14 protein-coding genes are annotated in these 20235 nt (G+C 73.9%); 11 read left to right on the forward strand and 3 right to left on the reverse strand.

What is annotated here, in order from left to right; translation table 11 throughout:
* Nucleotides 1–22: 22 nt before the first annotated feature.
* On the reverse strand, nt 23–2641 hold the full coding sequence (clpB, locus tag AC3AQ1_RS06960) for an ATP-dependent chaperone ClpB (RefSeq protein WP_108718386.1): 2619 nt from the start codon (nt 2639–2641) through the stop codon (nt 23–25).
* A 91-nt stretch (nt 2642–2732) separates the two neighbouring features.
* On the opposite strand from clpB, the gene AC3AQ1_RS06965 reads away from it, so the two are divergent.
* The 4 genes from AC3AQ1_RS06965 to AC3AQ1_RS06980 all read left to right on the forward strand — a co-directional run bounded on the left by AC3AQ1_RS06965 (nt 2733) and on the right by AC3AQ1_RS06980 (nt 4901).
* Entirely contained in the window at nt 2733–2909 is a 177-nt protein-coding gene (locus AC3AQ1_RS06965; protein WP_234417871.1) for a hypothetical protein, read from the forward strand.
* A gap of 75 nt (nt 2910–2984) precedes the next feature.
* Nucleotides 2985–3722 (forward strand): LppM family (lipo)protein, encoded by a 738-nt coding sequence (locus AC3AQ1_RS06970; protein WP_108718388.1) that lies wholly within the window; start codon nt 2985–2987, stop codon nt 3720–3722.
* Nucleotides 3722–4225, forward strand: a complete 504-nt coding sequence (locus AC3AQ1_RS06975) for an NUDIX hydrolase (protein WP_234417873.1) — start codon at nt 3722–3724, stop codon at nt 4223–4225. The genes AC3AQ1_RS06970 and AC3AQ1_RS06975 overlap by 1 nt, the downstream gene beginning before the upstream one ends.
* Nucleotides 4226–4265: 40 nt before the next feature.
* Nucleotides 4266–4901 carry a glutaminase gene (locus AC3AQ1_RS06980; RefSeq protein WP_108718389.1) on the forward strand — a complete coding sequence of 212 codons (636 nt, stop codon included), beginning with the start codon at nt 4266–4268 and terminating at the stop codon, nt 4899–4901.
* A 364-nt stretch (nt 4902–5265) separates the two neighbouring features.
* Here the strand turns inward: AC3AQ1_RS06980 and AC3AQ1_RS06985 are convergent, their stop codons facing one another.
* On the reverse strand, nt 5266–6870 hold the full coding sequence (locus AC3AQ1_RS06985; protein WP_199916550.1) for an amidase: 1605 nt from the start codon (nt 6868–6870) through the stop codon (nt 5266–5268).
* 100 nt (nt 6871–6970) lie between these two features.
* On the opposite strand from AC3AQ1_RS06985, the gene AC3AQ1_RS06990 reads away from it, so the two are divergent.
* Nucleotides 6971–7942, forward strand: coding sequence for a DNA topoisomerase IB (locus tag AC3AQ1_RS06990; RefSeq protein WP_108718390.1), 972 nt, complete (start codon nt 6971–6973; stop codon nt 7940–7942).
* 269 nt (nt 7943–8211) lie between these two features.
* On the opposite strand, the gene AC3AQ1_RS06995 is transcribed toward AC3AQ1_RS06990, so the two are convergent.
* Nucleotides 8212–9177, reverse strand: a complete 966-nt coding sequence (locus tag AC3AQ1_RS06995; RefSeq protein ID WP_108718391.1) for a diacylglycerol/lipid kinase family protein — start codon at nt 9175–9177, stop codon at nt 8212–8214.
* 344 nt (nt 9178–9521) lie between these two features.
* Between AC3AQ1_RS06995 and AC3AQ1_RS07000 the strand changes: the two genes are divergently transcribed.
* The 6 genes from AC3AQ1_RS07000 to AC3AQ1_RS07025 all read left to right on the forward strand — a co-directional run bounded on the left by AC3AQ1_RS07000 (nt 9522) and on the right by AC3AQ1_RS07025 (nt 20036).
* A complete protein-coding gene (locus AC3AQ1_RS07000; RefSeq protein WP_108718392.1) occupies nt 9522–10304 on the forward strand; it encodes an HAD family hydrolase in 783 nt (260 codons plus the stop codon).
* A 3-nt stretch (nt 10305–10307) separates the two neighbouring features.
* Nucleotides 10308–12866 (forward strand): glycoside hydrolase family 65 protein, encoded by a 2559-nt coding sequence (locus AC3AQ1_RS07005; protein ID WP_108718393.1) that lies wholly within the window; start codon nt 10308–10310, stop codon nt 12864–12866.
* 66 nt (nt 12867–12932) lie between these two features.
* Nucleotides 12933–15134: a prolyl oligopeptidase family serine peptidase gene (locus tag AC3AQ1_RS07010; RefSeq protein ID WP_108718394.1), complete on the forward strand. Its 2202-nt coding sequence runs from the start codon at nt 12933–12935 to the stop codon at nt 15132–15134.
* A 135-nt stretch (nt 15135–15269) separates the two neighbouring features.
* Nucleotides 15270–18050 carry an RNA polymerase sigma factor gene (locus AC3AQ1_RS07015; protein WP_159096424.1) on the forward strand — a complete coding sequence of 927 codons (2781 nt, stop codon included), beginning with the start codon at nt 15270–15272 and terminating at the stop codon, nt 18048–18050.
* Between the two features lie 215 nt (nt 18051–18265).
* Nucleotides 18266–19165, forward strand: a complete 900-nt coding sequence (locus tag AC3AQ1_RS07020; protein ID WP_108718396.1) for an NAD(P)H-binding protein — start codon at nt 18266–18268, stop codon at nt 19163–19165.
* Nucleotides 19166–19355: 190 nt separating this feature from the next.
* Nucleotides 19356–20036, forward strand: coding sequence for a CPBP family intramembrane glutamic endopeptidase (locus AC3AQ1_RS07025; protein ID WP_108718397.1), 681 nt, complete (start codon nt 19356–19358; stop codon nt 20034–20036).
* Nucleotides 20037–20235 lie beyond the last annotated feature (199 nt).

Below are 20235 nucleotides of genomic sequence, written 5' to 3' on the forward strand. Positions count from 1 at the left end.
CCCGGGCCGCCGGCGAGACCCGCTACGCCACCGGCGCCTCGGCTCCGACCCGCAGCGTGAGCCCCGCGGCGTCGCCCGCCACGCGGTCCACCACCACGGTGTCGCCGTCGTGCACCTGCCCGGCCAGCAGCAGCCGCGCCAGCGCGTCGCCGATCTCGCGCTGCACGAGCCGCCGCAACGGCCGCGCGCCGTACGCGGGGTCGTACCCCTCGAGCGCGAGCCACTCGCGCGCCGCCGGCGTGACGTCGAGCCGCAGCCGACGGTCCGCGAGCCGCGCCGCGAGCCTGTCGATCGAGAGGTCCACGATCGCCCCGAGCTCCTCGAGCGTGAGCGGCTCGAAGATCACCACGTCGTCGAGCCGGTTGAGGAACTCCGGCTTGAACGACGCACGCACGGCGCCCATCACGATCTCTCGCTTGGCCTCGTCCGACAGCGTCGGGTCGACCAGCGCCTGCGAGCCGAGGTTCGACGTCAGCACGAGGATCACGTTGCGGAAGTCGACGGTGCGACCCTGGCCGTCGGTGAGCCGACCGTCGTCGAGCACCTGCAGCAGGATGTCGAACACCTCCGGGTGCGCCTTCTCGACCTCGTCGAGCAGCACCACCGAGTAGGGCCGACGCCGCACGGCCTCGGTGAGCTGGCCACCCTCCTCGTATCCCACGTACCCCGGAGGCGCGCCGACCAGGCGCGCGACCGCGTGCTTCTCGGAGTACTCCGACATGTCGATGCGCACCATGGCGCGCTCGTCGTCGAACAGGAAGTCCGCGAGCGACTTCGCGAGCTCCGTCTTGCCCACGCCGGTCGGGCCAAGGAACAGGAACGAGCCCGTCGGGCGGTCGGGGTCGGAGATGCCGGCCCGCGAGCGCCGTACCGCGTCGGACACGGCGGCGACCGCGGCCCGCTGCCCGATCAGCCGCTGCCCCAGCACGTCCTCCATCCGCAGCAGCTTGGCGGTCTCGCCCTCCAGCAGCCGGCCGGCGGGAATGCCGGTCCATGCGGCGACCACCTCGGCCACCTCGTCCGGCCCCACCTTGTCCGCGATCATCGGCTCGACGGCGGAGGCACCCGTCCCGTCGTGCGCCTCCTCCTCACGCTCGGCGGCCAGGAGCTCGGCCTCGACCGCCGGGATCTCGCCGTACTGCAGCCGGCTCGCCGTCGTGTAGTCGGTCTCGCGGACCGCGCGGTCCAGCGCCGTGCGCAGCTCGTCGAGCTTGACGCGCAGCTCACCGACCCGGTTGTGCCCGGCCTTCTCGGCCTCCCACCGGGCGGTGAGCGCGCCGAGCTCCTCGCGGGCGTCGGCCAGGTCGGCACGCAGCCGCTCCAGCCGCTCGCGGGACGCGGGGTCCTCGGCCTTCTCCAGCGCGAGCTCCTCCATCTCCATGCGCGTGACGGAGCGCTGCAGCACGTCGATCTCCACGGGCGAGGAGTCCAGCTCCATCCGCAGCCGCGAGGCGGCCTCGTCGATCAGGTCGATCGCCTTGTCCGGGAGCTGACGTCCGGTGATGTAGCGGTCGGACAGCGTCGCGGCCGCCACGAGCGCCGAGTCAGCGATGGTGACCTGGTGGTGCGCCTCGTAGCGCGGCGCGATGCCGCGCAGGATCGCGACGGTGTCCTCCACCGACGGCTCGCCCACGAACACCTGCTGGAACCGGCGCTCGAGCGCCGGGTCCTTCTCGATGTTCTCGCGGAACTCGTCCAGCGTCGTCGCGCCGATCATCCGCAGCTCACCGCGCGCGAGCATCGGCTTGAGCATGTTGGAGGCGTCCATCGCGCCCTCGCTCGCGCCGGCACCGACGACCGTGTGGAGCTCGTCGATGAAGGTGACGACCTCGCCGTCGGACCCCTTGATCTCCTCGAGGACCGCCTTGAGCCGCTCCTCGAACTCGCCGCGGTACTTCGCGCCCGCGATCATCGAGCCGAGGTCGAGAGAGATGAGGCGCTTGCCGCGCAGGGACTCGGGGACGTCGCCGTCGACCATCCGCTGCGCGAGGCCCTCGACGACCGCGGTCTTGCCGACGCCGGGCTCGCCGATGAGGACCGGGTTGTTCTTCGTGCGGCGCGAGAGGACCTGGATCACCCGCCGGATCTCGGAGTCACGCCCGATGACGGGGTCGATCTTGCCCTCGCGGGCGCGCGCCGTGAGGTCCTGGCCGTACTTCTCCAGCGCCTGGAACGACCCCTCGGGGTCGGGGCTGGACACCTTGCCCGCGCGGATCGTGGGTAGCGCCCCGGCCAGCGCGTCGCGCGTGGCGCCGACGCCCCGGAGCGCATCGCCCGCGCTGCCCTGGCTCGCCGCGAGCGCCATGAGCAGGTGCTCGGTGGACACGTAGTCGTCGCCCAGCGCGCGCGCCTCCTCGCCCGCGGCGGTGAGCACCGCGAGCAGCGGGCGGGAAGCGGTGGGCTGCGACGCCGTCGCGCCGCTCGCGGACGGCAGCGCGGTGAGGACGCCGCGCACGCGCTGCGCGAGCGCGACGCGGTCGGCGCCCACGGCAGTGAGGAGCGCGACGGCGATCCCGTCGGTCTGCTCCAGGAGTGCGGCCAGGAGGTGAGCCGGCTCGAGCGAGGGGTTGCCGGCCGCGGTCGCGGCCTGCAGCGCCGAGGCGATCGCCTCTTGCGACTTGGTGGTGAGCTTGTCGTTCATGCTGCTCCTTGGTGCGGGGACACGTCTCTGCGAGGGACAACCTCCGGCAAGTTGAGTGTATTCCGCTCAAGTTGCTGTGGCGAGGGTGATCGTGGCGGCTCAGCTCGCGCTCGCAGGACCGGGCGCCGACGCGGCGGCGATCCTCGACGTCGCCTACGCGCCGCTGCCGTTCCTGTCCTGGCTGCCGAACCTGCTGGTCGCGGAGTGGCTGATCCGCCGTCGGGGACTGCCCTCGTACCGGATCGTCGCCCAGCCCGTCGCCGCGTGAGTGCGCCGGAGGGCGTGCGCCGCGCGGCCCCGGACCACCGAGCCGCGGGCGACCTCATGTGCCACGATCACCCCCATGCGCCACCGTCGTCTGCGATCTGCCGTCACCGCTGCCGTCACCGTCGCCGTCGCCGCCCTCGCTCTGGCCGGGTGCGTGCGCGCCGACGCCGAGCTCGAGGTCGACGGCCGCAACGACACCGTCACGGGCACGATCGACATCCTCGTCCCGCTCACGGAGAACTCCGACGCCGGGCGCCAGACCGCCGCACAGCAGGCGACAGCGATCGAGCAGCGCGTGCTGCCGGGGATCCGAGACGTCACGGGGGTCGAGGCGGCGCCGGAGGAGGAAGACGGCTACTACGGCACCGAGCTCGACCTCGAAAGGGTCTCGATCGAGGACCTCTATCTCGGCGACCCGACGGCGGAGGGTGCGCTCCCGATCATCGAGCGGCAGGGCGACCGGTTCGTCGTGCACGCGACGCTGGACACAACCGGGCAGGAGGCCGTCCCCGCGCCCGGCGCCGCCGGCGAGCGTCCGGCCGGCGCCGCCGAGTCCACGATCACGATCGCGCTGACCTTCCCCGGGCCGGTCCAGGAGGTGCGCGGCACCGAGGACGCCGCGACCGTCGACGGGAACACCGTCACGTGGCTGTCCTCCTGGGACACGCCGCTCGTGCTCGACGCCACCGCCTCCGCGACCGCCGCAAGCTTCCCGCCGTGGATCTGGGAGGGGCTCCTGTGGGGTGGCGGCGGCCTCGTCGTGCTCGCGCTGCTCGGGCTGCTCACCGTGTGGTGGCGCAGCCGGAACGACTGATGGCGTCCGACGAGGTGCCCGGCGACGCGTCCGACGCGGTGCCCGAGGCGGTGTCTGACGCGGTGCCCGACGAGATGCCCGACGCCGCCGAGATCCGGGTCATCCACGTGTCCGCGGGCGTGCTGCTCGACCCCGCCGACCGCCTGCTCCTCGTCCGCAAGACCGGGACTGCGGCGTTCATGCAGCCCGGCGGCAAGCCAGAGCCGGGCGAGTCGCCCGACGCCGCGCTCGTGCGCGAGATCGAGGAGGAGGTCGGCGTGGTGCTCGACCGCTCGCGGCTGGAGCCACTCGGCCGCTTCCGCTCCAGCGCCGCCAACGAGCCGGGTCACGCGCTCGTCGCGCACGCCTACCGCGCGCACCTCACCGAGCAGGAGGCCGCCTCGGTCCGCACGGCCGCGGAGATCGCCGAGGCCGTCTGGGTCACGTGGCACACCGCCCCGCTCCTCCCGCTCGCGCCGCTCACGCGGGACCACCTGCTGCCCCGGGCGTGGGCCGAGCGGTAGCCGGGCGTCCGCCCGCACGGTCGCGGGTAGCGTGCCGCGCGTGACCGATCGCTCGCCCGACCCGCACGACGGCCGCTCGCCGTCGGCGCAGGTCCGCGACCTGGTCACGACGGCGGTCGCCGCCCTCGTCGCCGCCGGCGTGCGGCCCGAGGTGCTCGGCCGCCCGGTTCCGGCGCGCCGCGTGCTCGGCGTCGAGGTGCGCCGGCCCCGCATCGTGTCCGACGGCGACGTCTGGCGACTCGGCTCGGTCCTTCTCCTGCCCGACGGCGGACTTGCCCTGGCCGGTCAGGTCGTCCGCGCGCGCGAGGAGGTCCGCCGCGGGTACACGGCCGAGTCGACGCGGGCGCGTGCCGACCTTGCGGCGGCCGCATCCCGCGGCGGAGTTCCCGACGGCGTGGCGGTGCACCTCGGGTGGCGGCTCGTGGACCTGGCTGCTCTCGACCGCACGGCGCCCGAAGACGGCGACGGCGACGCGGCCGGCCCGCGCAGTCGCGACGGCGAGAGCAGTGACGACGGCTACTGCGTCGGCGACGGACACGGCGCAGCGGCCAGCCCGCTGTCGGTGCGCGACGGGCAGGTCCTCGTGGCCTGGAGCCCGTCCGCCGCGCCGGTGCCCCTCGAGCGGTACATGCGCGAGCGGGTCGCACTCGCGGTCGACGCCGCAGCGGCCAGCTGAGCTCCGCACCTTCTGTCAGCCACTCACCCCACCATGAGAACGGCCCACCGCGACCAGAACGGCCCATGGCGAGCCCGACCCGGCACCGCCCCACAGTGAGAACGGCCCACCGCCACGAAACCGGCCCGCAGCGGACCGTTCTCGTCGCCACAGGCCGTGTTCGGCGACACGACCGACAGAGGAGAGCCGCCCGACGGCGAGAACGGCCCACCGCGACCAGAACGGCCCATGGCGAGACCCGACCCGGCACCGCCCACGGTGAGAACGGCCCACCGCGACGAAACCGGCCCGCAGCGGACCGTTCTCGTCGCCACGGACCGTTCTGGATCGCAGCGAACCGGAGCGGACGGGCGCGAACCGTCTCTCAGGCGACCGGCACGGCCGGAACCGGCGGCGCGGGCCACGGGTCGGCCAGCTCGAGCAGCCGCGCGAGCTCCAGCACCGTCGGGTCGCCGCCGATCCGCCCCGTCAGCATCGCGCCGAACGGCAGCTCGACTCCGCCGTCCTCGACCGCCGCGCGGTGGATCGGCACCGACACCGACGGACGGCCGCAGATGTTCGCGATCGACGTCCACGGGGTGAACCGCTTCTGGTCCTCGAAGTCGCGTGCGGGGTCGGCATCGTTGCGGATGGCGCCGACCGGCGCGGGCGGACCCGCGAGCGAGGGCGTGATCACGGCGTCGAACGAGTCCCAGGCGCGCGCCGTCGCCCGGGCCACGCGCTGCGCCTCGGCGACAGCGGTGGCGTACTGCGCACCCGTGACGCCCCGCCCGATCTCGCGCAGCCACCGCGTCAGGGGTTCGAGCATCGGTTCGGCCTCGTCCGGCACCGGGAGCGTCAGCGCCCCGACCGACCACAGCGGCATGAACGCCATCCACTCCTGCGGCGTGAACGGCACCGGCGCGGGCTCCACCGACAGTCCCAGCCCCTCGAGCACCCCCGCCGCGCGTTCGGCTGCGGCCCGCGCCTGCGGATGCACGACGGCGTCGCCCGCCACCACCGGTTCGGTCAGGATCCCGAGGCGCAGGCGGCGCTGGCGCAGGCCCAGCGCAACCGCGTCGAGTCGCCCGCCGTAGTCGGGATCGGCCAGCTCGGCGTACTCGAGCAGCGGAAGCAGCCCTCTCTGGTCGAGGCTCGGCACCACCTCACCGGGCCAGGCGCGGCACAGCACGTCGAGGGCGAGCGCCGCGTCCAACACCGACCGGGTGATCACCCCCTGCGTCGCGAGCCCGTTGCCGTCCACGCCGAGCGGTCCGTTGCTCACCCGTCCCCGTGAGGGCTTGAACCCGACCAGCCCGCAGCTGGCGGCCGGGATGCGAACCGAGCCTCCGCCGTCGGACGCGTGCGCGATCGGAGCGATGCCTGCGGCGACCGCCGCGGCCGCGCCCCCGCTCGACCCACCCGCGCCGCGTGTGAGGTCCCAGGGCGTGCGCGCCGCGACGATCTCGCCACCCGGTCCGGTGCGCGGCTCGGTGTACGGCGGGAAGCCGAACTCGGGCGTCGCGGTCTTGCCGATCATCGTGGTGCCCGCCTCGCGCAGGAGGGTCACGGTGCCGTCGTCGGCGTCGGGGACGATCGGGTGGGCGGCGAGCAGCGCCGCGCCGACCGACATCGGGACGCCGGCCACCTGGTTGAGGTCCTTGATCGGACACGGCACGCCGGCGAGCGGGAGCAACGCCGCGAGCAGACGATCGGCGTCCGCCGCGGGGACGTGGACCGACTCGCCGTCCGGCGCCACGCCGTCGTACCCGTTCCGCCGAACCGCGGCCACGCGCTCGTCGACGCGGCTCGCCTGCTCGAGCGCGAGCTCGGGCGTGACCCGGACGAACGCGCCCACCACCGGGCCGAGCCGGTCCGCCCGGGCGAGCGACGCCGTCGTGATCTCGACGGCGGACACCTCCCGGGCGCGGACGGCGGCGGCGATGTCCCTGGCCGAGGAGTCGAGGAGGGCGTCGATGCTGCTGCTCACGCCCCGACGCTAGTCGAGAAGCGGGCGCACGCTCCGGCGGGGGCGGGGGCTCACCCGCACGGGGGGCGCCGCGTGCCCGACGCCGGCGCTACCGTGCACCATGCCCCGTCTGCGCCGCAGCGACACCGCCGGCCCCGGCTTCCACCGTGTCCGCAGCGGTCGAGGGTTCACCTACCGCGACCCCGACGGCGCCACCCTGCACGACGCCGAGCTCCGCACCCGCTTCGACGCCCTCGCCATCCCGCCGGCGTGGACCGACGTGTGGATCTGCCCGTATCCGAACGGTCACGTCCAGGCGACCGGGGTGGACCAGGCTGGCCGTCGGCAGTACGTCTACCACCCGACGTGGCGGATGCGGATGGACGCCATCAAGTACGACCGCGCCCTCGCGCTCGCCGAGGTGCTGCCCGCTGCGCGGCGCCGGGTCACGATGGACCTGCGGCGCGAGGACCTGTCCCGCGAGCGGGCGCTGGCGGCGGCGTTCCGGATGCTCGACGTCGCGAACCTGCGCGTCGGCTCGGAGAAGTACGCGCTCGCGCACGGCAGCTTCGGCCTGTCCACGCTGCTCGCGGCGCACGCGACGGTGAGCGGCGGACGGGAGGTGCACCTGCGCTTCCCGGCCAAGAGCGGGCAGGAGTGGAGCAGCGACGTCGTCGACCCCGACCTCGCGGCGTTCGTCGCTCGCCTCAAGCGCCGCGGCGGGCGCGCCCGCCTGCTCGCGTGGCAGGACGCGAAGGGCTGGCACCCGCTCTCGGCCGAGGAGATCAATGCCGATGTCCGCGCGCGCACCGGCGGTGACTTCACCGCCAAGGACTTCCGGACGCTGCACGGCACGGTCGCCGCAGCGATCGAGCTCGCCCGGCGCGGACCGCAGCCGACGACGGCGAAGCGCAACCGGGCGGTCGCCGCAGCCATGCGCGCCGCGGCCGAGCAGCTCGGGAACACGCCCGCGATAGCGCGTGCGTCGTACGTGGACCCCCGCGTCGTGGACTCCTACGACGAGGGCCGGACCATCGACCCCGCACGCCTGGGCTCGGCGGAGTCCGAGCTGCTGGTGCTGCTGCACGGCTGACCGCCGCTCGCCACCCGCCACCCGCCTCCCGCCACCCCTTCGCGAGAGGAAGTCCGTCCTTTCTCGAGAGGAAGTTCGTCCTTTCTCGAGAGGAAGTTCGTCCTTTCGCGAGAGAAACTCCGTCCTTTCGCGAGAGGAAGTCCGTCCTTTCCCGAGGTGTTCTCCGACGCCGAAGCGAGCGAACATCACCTCGCGAAAGGACGAAGATCACCTCGCGAAAGGACGAAGATCACCTCGCGAACGGGATGCGCCCGACGGCGAGCCTCGCCTCAGTCGGAGAACGGCACCTTCACCTGGAGCGCTCCGGGCTCCACGCTCACCCGCAGCGCGACGGCCGTGCCGAACGCGTCGCCGTCGAGCTCCACCTCGTGCGGCTCGGTGAGCCGCAGGTCGAGCGTGCGCGCCGTCGAGTAGACGAGCGCGCGGCTCGGCCGCTCGGGCGCGTTCTTGCGCCACGGCAGTCGCCGCAGCACCCCGTTGTCCCAGATCACGCGGGAGATCGCCTGCAGCCAGCCGAGCAGGCTGCCCGGCCGCAGCACCACGACATCGAGCACGCCGTCGTCCACCGCGGCGTCCGGCAGCAGGAGGATCCCGGCGGGCAGCGACCCGCAGTTGCCGACGATCACAGTGTGGGCACGCACGCGGCGCGCCTCGCCGTCGTCGAGCCGGAGGGCGAACTTCAGCTCGTTGGGGTCGCGCAGCACCTTGCTGATCGCGTGCACGTAGGCGAGCCAGCCGGCCTTCGCCTTGAGGTCGTCGTCGGTCTCCGACAGCATCCGCGCGTCCAGGCCCATCCCGGCCATCACGACGAACGCGTGCTCCTCGGTCTCGCCGTCCTCGCGGCGCAGCCGCGCGAGCGCGACGTCGATCGCCCGGTCGTCCCCCGTGAACGCGACCCGCAGGGCGCGCTCGGCGTCGGACAGCGTGAGGTCGAGGTTGCGGGCGAGCAGGTTCCCGGTTCCCGACGGCAGCAGCCCGAGCGACGTGCCCGTGCCGCGCAGCGCCTCGGCCACGGCACGGACGGTGCCGTCGCCGCCGGCCGCGACCACGACGTCGACCCCCGCGTCCAGCGCCTCGCGCGCCGGCCCCTGCCCGGCGTCCTCGACGGAGGTCTCCAGCCAGAGCGTGGGCTCCCAGTCCAGCTCGGCCTCGAGCGCGCCGACGATCCTCTCGAGATCCTCCCGGTCGACCTTCACCGGGTTGTGCACGACTGCCGCCCTCTGCTTCTCCGTCACCCGGCCAAGCCTAAGCGAGGGGCCCGGACCGACCTTGACGACGGCTGCGCGCCGGGGGCTCGAGGCAGCGCGCGGCCCGCACAGCCGCGCCCGCGGTGGACACGGCGACCGCCACGTCCACCCAGACCGCGCCACGGCACGCGCAGCCGCGTCCCATGTGGACACCGCGACCGCCGCGTCCACCCGGACCGCGCCGCGACGGCCCGGGCCGCACACGCAGGCGTCACCTCCCGGTCACACGCGCCGGGTAGCCTGCCCGGAGCGCGCCGGGCCGACACGACACCGACCTCTCGAGGAACCGTGGCCCGGAACCGACACCGACGACGATCACCAGGGAGTCCGTCATGTCCGAGCCCACCCCCCACGCACCAGCCCCAGCCCAAACACCGAAGATCCCCACCCCCTTCGACCCCCTCGACGCCGTCCTCTTCGACCTCGACGGCGTCCTCACGCCCACGGCCGAGGTGCACATGCTCGCCTGGGCCCGCCTCTTCGAGCCGTTCCTCGCCGCCCGCGGCGTCGCGCCCTACACCGACGCGGACTACTTCGCCTACATCGACGGCAAGCCGCGCTACGCCGGCGTCGCCAGCCTGCTCGCCTCCCGCGGCATCGTCGTGCCCGACGGCGAGCCCACCGACTCCCCCGACCTCGACACGGTCTGCGGCCTGGGGAACAGGAAGAACGGCGTCTTCACCTCGGTGCTCGCGTCCGACGGCGTGGCCCCCTACCCCGGTTCGGTGGCCTTCCTCGACGCGGTGCAGGCGCGCGGGGTCGCCGTCGCCGTCGTGTCCTCGTCGAAGAACGCCCGCCCGGTCCTCACCGCGGCGGGCCTCATCGACCGGTTCGAGGTCATCGTCGACGGCGTGGTCGCGGCCGAGCACGGCATCGCCGGCAAGCCGGCGCCGGACACGTACCTCTACGGCGCGGAGCTGCTCGGCGTCCCCGCGACACGCGCGGTCGTCGTCGAGGACGCGCACTCGGGCGTCGCGGCCGGACGTGCGGGAGGATTCGGGCTGGTGCTCGGCGTCGACAGGGGGGCGGGGCACGAGGAGCTGCTGGCGAGCGGGGCCGACGTCGTGGTGGACGACCTCGGGGAGCTCGTCGTCGGCCTGACGCGGAAGGACTGACGCATGCGCCGTGCGACCACCGAGGACCCGCTGGACCGGACGCGTTTCCCCGCCGACCCCTGGGCGCTGCGCGAGGTGCGCTACGACTCCGGCGACCTCGGCAAGACCGAGACGCTCTTCGCCGTCGGGAACGGGTACCTCGGGCTGCGCGGCAACGTCGAGGAGGGCCGCGACACCTACGCGCACGGCACGTTCATCAACGGCTTCCACGAGATCTGGCCGATCCAGCACGCGGAGGACGCGTATGGGTTCGCGAAGGTCGGGCAGACGATCGTCAACGTCCCCGACCCCAAGATCATGCGGCTCTACGTCGACGACGAGCCGCTCCTGCTCACGGTCGCGGACCTCGAGCGGTACGAGCGGACGCTCGACTTCCGCGACGGCGTGCTGACCCGCGAGGTGCTCTGGCGCACGCCGTCGGGCAAGCGGGTGCACCTGCGCTCGCGCCGGATGGTCTCGTTCTCCGAGCGGCACCTGGCCGTCATGGACTACGAGATCACGCTGCTGGACGCCGACGCGCCCGTCGCGATCTCGTGCCAGATCCTCAACCGCCAGGACGGCCAGGACGAGTACACCGGTCGCACGGTGAACGGCCACGGCCTGGTCCCGGGCGCGACGTTCGACCCGCGCCGCGCGGCCAGCCTGCGCGGACGCATCCTCGAGCCGGTGCTGAACTGGGAGGGCGACGGGCGGTCCGTGCTCGGCTACCGCGTGGCGGCGTCCGGCATGACGCTCGCCGTCGCGGCCGACCACTCGATCGAGACCACCGACTCCTACGAGATCCGCACGCAGACCGGCGACGACCTCGCCAAGCACGTGTTCCGCATCGACGCGACGCAGGGCACGACGACGAGGATCACCAAGGTGGTCAGCTACCACACGTCCCGTGGCGTGCCCCCGCCGGAGCTCGTGGACCGCTGCCGCCGCACGCTCGACCGGGTCAAGAGGGCCGGGACCGAGTCGGTGTTCGCCGCGCAGCGCGCGTGGCTGGACGACTTCTGGGCCCGCAGCGACGTCGAGATCGGCGGCCAGCCGGAGCTGCAGCAGGCCGTGCGGTGGAACCTGTTCCAGCTGATCCAGGCCTCGGCCCGCGCGGAGGGCACGGGCATACCGGCCAAGGGCGTGACCGGGTCGGGCTACGACGGGCACTACTTCTGGGACACCGAGATCTACGTGCTCCCGTTCCTCACCTACACCTCCCCCGCGTTCGCGCGGAACGCGCTGCGGTTCCGCTACACGCTGCTGGACGCCGCGCGCCGGCGCGCGTGGGAGCTCAACCAGCGCGGCGCGCTCTACCCCTGGCGCACGATCAACGGCGAGGAGGCGTCCGCCTACTACGCGGCGGGCACGGCGCAGTACCACATCGACGCCGACATCTCCCACGCCGTGTCGCAGTACGTGGCCGCGTCCGGGGACCGCGCCTTCCTCGAGCGCGAGGCGATCGACATCCTCGTGGAGACCGCGCGCCTGTGGGCGGACCTCGGCTTCTGGCGCCGATCGGCGGGTTCGGACGGGCGCGAGGAGTTCCACATCCACGGCGTCACGGGTCCCGACGAGTACACGGCCGTGGTGAACGACAACCTCTTCACCAACGTCATGGCGCGCGCCAACCTGCGCGCCGCGGTGCGCAACCTGCGCCGGATCGAGCGCGAGGACCCGACGGCGTACGTCGCAGTCTGCCGTCGGCTCGCCCTCTCCGCGGAGGAGATCGAGGAGTTCCACAGCGCGGCCGAGGCCATGCACGTCCCCTACGACGAGAACCTCGGCATCCACCCGCAGGACGACGACTTCCTGTCCAAGGAGCTGTGGGACCTGCCGAACACCCCGCCGGACAAGCGGCCGCTCCTGCTGCACTACCACCCGCTCGTCATCTACCGCCACCAGGTGCTCAAGCAGGCCGACGTCGTGCTCGCGCTGTTCCTCCAGGGGGACGAGTTCTCCTTCGAGGAGAAGCTGGCCGACTTCGAGTACTACGACCCGCTGACGACCGGCGACTCGACGTTGTCCGCCGTCGTGCAGTCGATCATCGCCGCGGAGGTCGGCTACTCCGGGCTCGCGGAGGCGTACTTCTCCAGCGCGGTGTACGTCGACCTCGCCGACCTGCACCACAACGCCGACGCCGGGGTGCACGTCGCGTCGCTCGGCGGCGTGTGGAACGCCCTCGTCGCCGGCTTCGGCGGGATGCGCGACTACCTCGCCGAGTGGAGCTTCGACCCCCGGCTGCCCTCCTCGTGGGACCACCTCACGTTCCGCCTCTGCCTGCAGGGCAACCGCCTGCGGGTGCACGTGCTGGAGGACTCGATCACGTTCGACCTCGAGGCCGGCGACGACCCGCACCTGCGGCTCGTCGTGCAGGGCGAGGAGGTCGTGGTGGACCGCGGGACCACGCTCACCGTGCCGCTGCGGCGCTTCGACGAGCGCTTCGGCCGCCCGTCCGTGCGCGACATCGAGGGCTCGGTCCGCGAGGACGGCTCGGTCATCCGCGCGACCGTCCCCTCCCACCCCTCCCACCCGGAGCTCGAGGTCTGGGAGGTCGACCGCGGTCCCGTGCCCGGGTCGTGAGCGTGGTCCGCAGCCAGGGATCAGCCGGTGTGAGCCGGCAGGCGTGCGGCTCGTAGGCTCGACGCCATGACGCAGCCCGGACACGAGCACGACGACACCTACCTCTGGCTCGAGGACGTCGAGGGCGAGGCGGCGCTCGCCTGGGTGCGCGAGCGCAACGCCGAGGCCGAGACGTCCCTCGCCGCGACGGCCGAGTTCGCCCGCACCGAGCGCGACGTCCTGGAGGTCCTCGACTCCACCGACCGCATCCCGGTCGTCGCGAAGGCGGGCGAGCACCTCTACAACTTCTGGCGCGACGCCGAGCACGAGCGTGGGGTCTGGCGGCGCACCACCCTCGACTCCTACCGGACCGCCGAGCCCGACTGGGACGTGCTGCTCGACCTCGACGCGATCTCAGCCGCCGAGGGCGTCGACTGGGTGTGGCACGGTGCGTCGATCCTGCGCACCGGGCCACTGGCGTACACCCGCGCGCTCGTCGACATCTCGCGCGGCGGCTCCGACGCCGACGTCACGCGCGAGTTCGACCTCACCGCCCGCACCTTCGTCACCGTCGAGGACGGCGGCTTCCACCGCACCGAGGCCAAGGGCGGCGCGAGCTGGATCGACGGCGACACCCTCTTCGTCCAGACCGCGGACGACGGCGAGCCCACCTCCTCCGGCTATCCGCGGCGGGCGCGGCGGTGGTCGCGCGGACAGGCCCTGGCGGACGCGCCGATCGTGTTCGAGGGGGCGGTCGAGGACCTGTACATCTCGGCGCACCACGACCGCACGCCCGGGTTCGAGCGCGACTGGGTGTCCCGCGCGCTCACCTTCTACACGAACGAGCTGCTCGAGCTGCGACCCGACGGCAGGCTCGAGCGCCTCGACGTCCCCGACTCGGCCGAGGCGGGCGTGCACCGCTCGTGGCTGCTCGTGGAGCTGCGCGAGGAGTGGGACCTGCGCGAGGCGGGCGGCGTGCGCCACCCCGGCGGGTCGCTCGTCGCGTTCGACTACGAGGCGTTCCGCGCGGGCAGCCGCATCGGCACCACGCTGTTCGCGCCGACGCCCACGACGGCGCTCGTGGGCGCCTCGTGGACCCGCTCGCACCTGGTGCTCAACGTGCTCGACGACGTGAAGAACCGGCTCGAGGTGCTGACGCCGCCCGCCACCGGCCAACCGACCACCGCCGCGACCGGCCACCCGACCACCCCTGCCGACCACGCGCCCGAGGCGACGCCGCCCGCGGGAGCCGCGTGGCGCCGTCGTGCGCTGCGGGCCGCCCCGGCGATCGGCACGGTCGCGGTCGGCGCCGTCGACCGCGACGACCCCGGCCCCCTGGGCGACGCGGTGTGGCTGACGGCGACGGACTACCTCACGCCGTCGACCCTCTCGCTCGTGGTGCTCGACGGCGAGGGCGGGGTCGAGCGCACCGAGGACCTCAAGGCGGCGCCCGCCTTCTTCGACCCAGGAGGCCTGGAGTCCGAGCAGCACTTCGCGACCTCCGCCGACGGCACGCGCGTGCCGTATTTCCTCGTCCGGCCCACGGGGCTGCCGCTCGACGGCACGGCGCCGACCCTCCTGTACGCCTACGGCGGCTTCGAGATCTCGCTGACCCCCGGCTACTCCGGCGCGCTCGGGCGCGCGTGGCTCGAGCCGGGCGGGGTGTACGCCGTCGCGAACATCCGCGGCGGCGGGGAGTACGGACCGGGGTGGCACCAGGCCGCGCTCAAGGCGAACCGGCACCGCGCGTACGAGGACCTGGCTGCGGTCGCGCGCGACCTCGTCGCGACCCGGATCACCTCTCCGGCGCACCTGGGCGTCCAGGGCGGCTCGAACGGTGGGCTGCTGACGGGCAACATGCTCACGCAGTACCCGGAGCTGTTCGGCGCCGTCGTGATCCAGGTGCCGCTGTTGGACATGCGCCGCTACCACCTGCTGCTCGCGGGCGCCTCGTGGACGGCCGAGTACGGCGACCCCGACGTGCCCGAGGAGTGGGAGTTCCTGCGGACGTTCTCGCCGTACCACCTCGCCGCGGCGCAGCCGGACCGGCCACTGCCGCCCGTGCTGTTCACCACGTCGACCCGCGACGACCGCGTGCACCCCGGCCACGCGCGCAAGACGGCCGCGCTGCTGCTGTCCCAGGGCAAGGACGTGACGTACTACGAGAACATCGAGGGCGGCCACGGCGGCGCGGCGACGAACGCGCAGGCCGCGCACATGGCGGCGTACGCGTACGAGTTCCTGCGGCGCCACCTCGGCGGGCCGGAGCGGCCAGGCACCGGGGCGTAGCGGGCCACCCGAACCCGGGTCCGCGCGCTCGTTGGGTACCATGCCAGAGATCTGAGGGTCCGATCGGCCTGACGGAGTGCGACGGGCGGCCGCCACACCGCACGGTCGTGCGCGATGGTGCAAGGGGGAAGTGGCATGGCTGTTCCGCACGCAGAATCCTCCGGAGGGTCGCTCGTCGACCTGACCCGATATGCCGCGCTGCGCCGCCGTGGCACGACGATCGCCCGCTCCTACCGCCTGTCCGTGGCGGACGTCGAGGACGTCGTCCAGGAGGCGCTCGTCCGGATGCTCCGCGTGCCGACCGAGGGCGACGCCGCGCCCCGGCGCTACGAGGCCTACTTCGACTCCACGGTGCGCCACCTCTGCGTGGACTTCCTGCGCACGCGCGGCCGCGAGAGCGAGCTGCCCGAGCCGGACGAGGTGCCGGCCACGCGGTCGGAGCGCCTCGAGCAGCAGATGCTGGTGCGCGAGGTGCTCGCGGGGATGCCCGCGTCGGCGCGCAACGTCCTCGTGAAGAACCACCTCGACGGTCGCTCGGTGAAGGAGATCTCCACCGAGCTCGGGATCAGCGAGAACGCGACGTCGGCCATGCTCTACCGCGCGCGTCGGGCGTTCCGCGAGGCCTACGTGCGCTCGCACCTGCTGCCCACGGACAACCCCGAGTGCGCCGCCGTGCGCGCTCTCATGGTGGACGCGGCCATGGACCCCGGTTCGGAGAACGCCGCGATCGTCGACGCGCACCGGCGCGACTGCGAGGACTGCGAGGCGCAGTACGCGTTCCTCGTCGGCGCGCGTTCGGCCGCTGCGGCCGCGCTGCTGCCGGGCGGACTCGCCGCGGCGACCGCAGGCGCCGGCCTGGCGTGGCTGGGCTTCCTGCGACCGGGTGGGCGAGGCGTGTCCTCCGGCCGCTCGTCGGGCTCGTCGGCGGCCGGCGGTGCGGGCGGAGGCGGACTGGGCGGCGGGGCGATCGCGGGTCTCGTCGCGGCCGGCCTCGTCGCGGTGGGCGCGCTGACCTGGGGCATCTCCGCGGCGCTCGGCGGTGGTGACGACACCGCCGCCGACCCGGGCGTGAGCGCGCCGGCGGGCGGCGGTGCTGGTTCCGGTGCGGGCTCTGGTGCCGGCACGAGCGGGTCGGGGTCGGGGACGGGCGGCAGTGGGGCCGGGGCCGGCAGCGACGCCGCGGCAGGCGCGAACGGCGCAGGCACGACGGCGAACGGAACCGACCCGACGTCGGGTGCGGGCGCGCTCAGCGGCGGCACGGGAGCGGGAGCCGGGAGCGGCGCTGGTGCTGGAACCGGCGCCGGTGCTGGAACGGGCGCTGGGGCGGGAACGGGCGCTGGGGCCGGAACTGGGACGGGAACCGGCACGGGGAACGGAACCGGCACGGGCACGGGGGGCGGTAGTGCGACCACGGCGCCGACGACCGAGCCGACCACAGCTCCCACGACCGAGCCGACGACAGAGCCCACCACCGAGCCCACCACCGAGCCGAGCCCGACACCGACGACGCCCCCGGCGCTGTCCGGCGCCGAGCTCCCGCCGTTCACCGAGACTCCTGAGGCCAACGGTCCGTGGACCGTCACCGTGAACGGCGGCGAGAACGGCCTCGCGGCGCCCACGCTCACGTACACCCTCGGGCCGAGCGGGTCCGCCGCCGATGCCGACGGCGACGGGGCCGACGGCGACGGGGCCGACGCGGCAGCCGCCAGCAGCGCGACGGCACGCGCGGGCGCCCTCATGAGCACCCTCGCCGCCGGGACGGACGGGTCCGAGTTCGCCGTCGCGGCGGCGGCGCCGCAGCGCCTCGTCGACGCGTTTGCCGCGTTCGACGACCCGGCCGACCCGCGCTGCGTGGCGTCCGGCGACGACGTCGTGGTCTGCACGCTCGCGCCCGTCGCGCCGCACGCGACCGACCAGGTCACCATGACCCCACCCGTCTGGACCACGGGGCGCAGCCTCACGGTCGAGCTTTCCGACGACGTGCGCGAGCCGACCGGCGCGACGACCACCGTCGGGGCGCAGACGTCCGACGTCGAGAAACAGAGCATCGGACTGGAGGTCAGACCGCCCGAGGGGTCCGGGTCGCCGATCGGGATCTGGCTCGACGGTGGGTACGCGTCGGAGGCTACGCTCGTGGCCCCGGTCGTGACGTTCACGCTCGACGGCTCCGGCCGGCTCGACCTGCCCGAGACCCCCGACTGGCTGCGGTGCAGCGAGAACGCGACCGCGACCACGGTCGTCTGCGAGCTGCCCGACCAGCCCTGGATCACCATCCCCGTCGAGTTCGACGGACCGTCCGTCGTCGGCAACACCGAGGCCGTGACGGTGACCGTGCGCGCGAGTGCCGCGAACCAGACCGAGGCGGCGTCCGCCGTCGTGCGCGTCGCGGCGCCCCCGGTCGAGGTGGGCGTCGACGCGCTGCCCGAGGTCGCCGAGCCGGGCACGGTGATCACGGGGTCGATCAGCGCGCCCACCGTGCTGCTGGCCAGGACGACCCTGTCGCTCACCGCCGCCGGTGAGGAGAAGCCGGTGCTCGCCGTCGGCGACCTGCGGATCGAGCGGGACGGCTCGTTCGCGCTGACGCTGACCGGCACGGGCGCGACGCTCGACGGCGAGCAGCGCCTCCTCCTCTCGGTCACCGTCCCGGGGCTCGAGCCGTTCGAGTTCCCGCTGCTCGGCCGCGTGGCACCGGCCGAGGAGCCGTCAGCGTCGCCGAGCGCGCCTGAGTCGACCGGGGAGTCGACGCAGGACCCGACGGAAGGGCCGATGGTGGACCCGACCGAGCCGACCGACGGCGAGCCCACCGGGGAGCCCGGCATCCCCAGCGAGGACGCGGCCGAGGTCCCGACCGATCAGCCGACCGAGGTCCCGACAGCGGACCCGACCGACGAACCCACCGAGGTCGCGGCCGACTGACGCTGGGCGCCCGACACGTCCGAGCGACGCCGGAGCAACGTCTGTGCGACGCCGGAGGAACGCTGTGGGACGCCGGAGGAACGCTGTGGGACGCCCGCAGGCCGAACCGGGCCTCGCCGTCGAACCCCGCGCTCCCCACCCCTGCGGGCGGGCCGCCATGTCGGTGGCGCGGGTTACGCTCGCGACTTGCGGCCGGACGAGGCAGGGAGCAGGGCATGACGCGAGTGCTCGTGACGGGTGCGACGGGCTTCGTGGGCTCGCACGTCGCCGACGCGCTGGTCCGCGAGGGCCACGAGGTACGCGCGATGACCCGCCATCCGGACACCTACGAGGGCGCGGGGGACCCTGTGTTCGGCGACGTCGCCGACCCGTCCTCGATGGCGGCGGCACTCGAGGGCGTCGACGCGGCCTACTACCTCGTGCACTCGCTGGCCTCGGCGGACTTCGAACGGCTCGACGCCGAGGCGTCCCGCACGTTCGGGGCCGCGGCCGCCGAGGCGGGGCTCCGGCAGATCGTCTACCTGGGCGGCCTCGGGCGCGACGACAGCACGCTCTCGGCGCACCTGCGCTCGCGGCGCGAGGTCGAGCGGCTGCTCGCCGACGGGGGCGTGCCCCTGACGGTGCTGCGCGCCGCGATCGTCATCGGCCACGGCGGCATCTCGTGGGAGATCACGCGCCAGCTCGCGGTGAACCTCCCGGCGATGGTCGCGCCGCGCTGGGTCAGCACGCGGACGCAGCCGATCGCGCTCGAGGACGTGGTGCGCTACCTCGTCGGCGTGCTCGACAACCCCGACGCCATGGGGCGCGTGTTCGAGGTCGGCGGCGCGGACGTGCTGACCTATGCGGACATGATGCGGCAGGTGGGCAAGCACCTGGGCAAGCCGCTGCCGATCCTCACGGTCCCGCTGCTCACGCCCCGGCTGTCCTCGCACTGGCTCTCCTTCGTGACCGACGTCGACACCGCGACGGCGCGCACGCTCGTCGACTCGATGGACGTCGAGGTGGTCGTGAGCGACGACTCGATCCGCCGGGTCGTGCCGGGGGAGGTCCTCGGCTACGCCGACGCCGTGCGGCACGCGCTCATCGCGCGCGAGCAGGACCGTGGCGTCGACTGAGCACGGGACGCCCGACGGCGAGCCACCCCTCCCGCGCAACCCTCACGTCGCGCCCGGCGCAGGTTCGCCCGACGGCGAACCGCCCCTCCCGCGCAACCCACACCTCGCGCCCGGCGCAGGTTCGCCCGCGGACCCCAAGTCCCATCTGCACCCCCTTAGCGCGCGACGCGCCGGTCGGGCGCACCGCGTCGTGCGTCGGGTGTTCGTCGAGGAGGCCCGGCCGACCCCGGAGACGTCCCCCGCGGCACTGCGCCGTCGCCGGGTCGTGGTCGCGGCGACCCTCCTGATCGGTGCGCTGCTACTGGGACTCTCGTTCGCCGTCGAGCAGGGTGAGGCGCTGTTCTACCCGCTGACGCTCGGGCTCGCCGCGACGTGGGTGGTGGGCGCGTTCGCGTCCGGGCCGCTGCACCTGGGCCACATCGTGTTCCGCGACACGCTGCGCCGGCCTGTGCTCACACCGATCGCGGTCGGGCTCGGGCTGGCGGCGGTGTTCATCGTGGGCGGGCTGGTGATCCGGTCGGTGCCCGCGCTCGCGACCCTCACCCAGGACGTGCTGGGGTACGCGAGCGACGGGGTGCTCGCCGTCGTCATCGCGATCACGCTGCTGAACGGCGTGGCCGAGGAGCTCTTCTTCCGCGGCGCGCTGTACGCGGCGCTGCCGGCGCGACGCGCGGTGGCGCTGTCGACGGTGGCGTACGTGCTCGCGACGCTGCCGTCCGGGAACCTCGTGCTCGTCTTCGCGGCGGCGGTGCTGGGCGTGGTGGTCGGCTTCGAGCGGCGAGCCAGCGGCGGGATCCTCGGACCCGCGCTCACGCACGTGACGTGGTCGCTCGCGATGCTGCTCGTGCTTCCGGCGGTCTTCGGCGCCTGACGGCGGCGCGCTTCCTCGATCTGCTTCACGTGGCGCCCACCCCAGCGTCCGCCCGCCACCGCAGAGCGACTCGTCGCGACGCCACAGCGACTGTCCGTGACGCCAGAGCGACTGTCCGCAACGCCACAGCGACCAGCGCAGCGCTGCTCGGCGGTCACAACCGGCTGACCAGCACTGATGCTCGCGGGGCGTCGAACGA

It is taken from the genome of Miniimonas sp. S16, assembly GCF_057748195.1.

Bases quoted from the DNA above. Each gene is read 5' to 3' on its own strand.
- AC3AQ1_RS07005 (WP_108718393.1), top strand. From the start codon at position 10,308: ATGCGCCGTGCGACCACCGAGGACCCGCTGGACCGGACGCGTTTCCCC.
- clpB (WP_108718386.1), bottom strand. From the start codon at position 2,641: ATGAACGACAAGCTCACCACCAAGTCGCAAGAGGCGATCGCCTCGGCG.
- AC3AQ1_RS06990 (WP_108718390.1), top strand. From the start codon at position 6,971: ATGCCCCGTCTGCGCCGCAGCGACACCGCCGGCCCCGGCTTCCACCGT.
- AC3AQ1_RS07000 (WP_108718392.1), top strand. From the start codon at position 9,522: ATGTCCGAGCCCACCCCCCACGCACCAGCCCCAGCCCAAACACCGAAG.
- AC3AQ1_RS06975 (WP_234417873.1), top strand. From the start codon at position 3,722: ATGGCGTCCGACGAGGTGCCCGGCGACGCGTCCGACGCGGTGCCCGAG.
- AC3AQ1_RS07020 (WP_108718396.1), top strand. From the start codon at position 18,266: ATGACGCGAGTGCTCGTGACGGGTGCGACGGGCTTCGTGGGCTCGCAC.
- AC3AQ1_RS06970 (WP_108718388.1), top strand. From the start codon at position 2,985: ATGCGCCACCGTCGTCTGCGATCTGCCGTCACCGCTGCCGTCACCGTC.
- AC3AQ1_RS07015 (WP_159096424.1), top strand. From the start codon at position 15,270: ATGGCTGTTCCGCACGCAGAATCCTCCGGAGGGTCGCTCGTCGACCTG.
- AC3AQ1_RS07010 (WP_108718394.1), top strand. From the start codon at position 12,933: ATGACGCAGCCCGGACACGAGCACGACGACACCTACCTCTGGCTCGAG.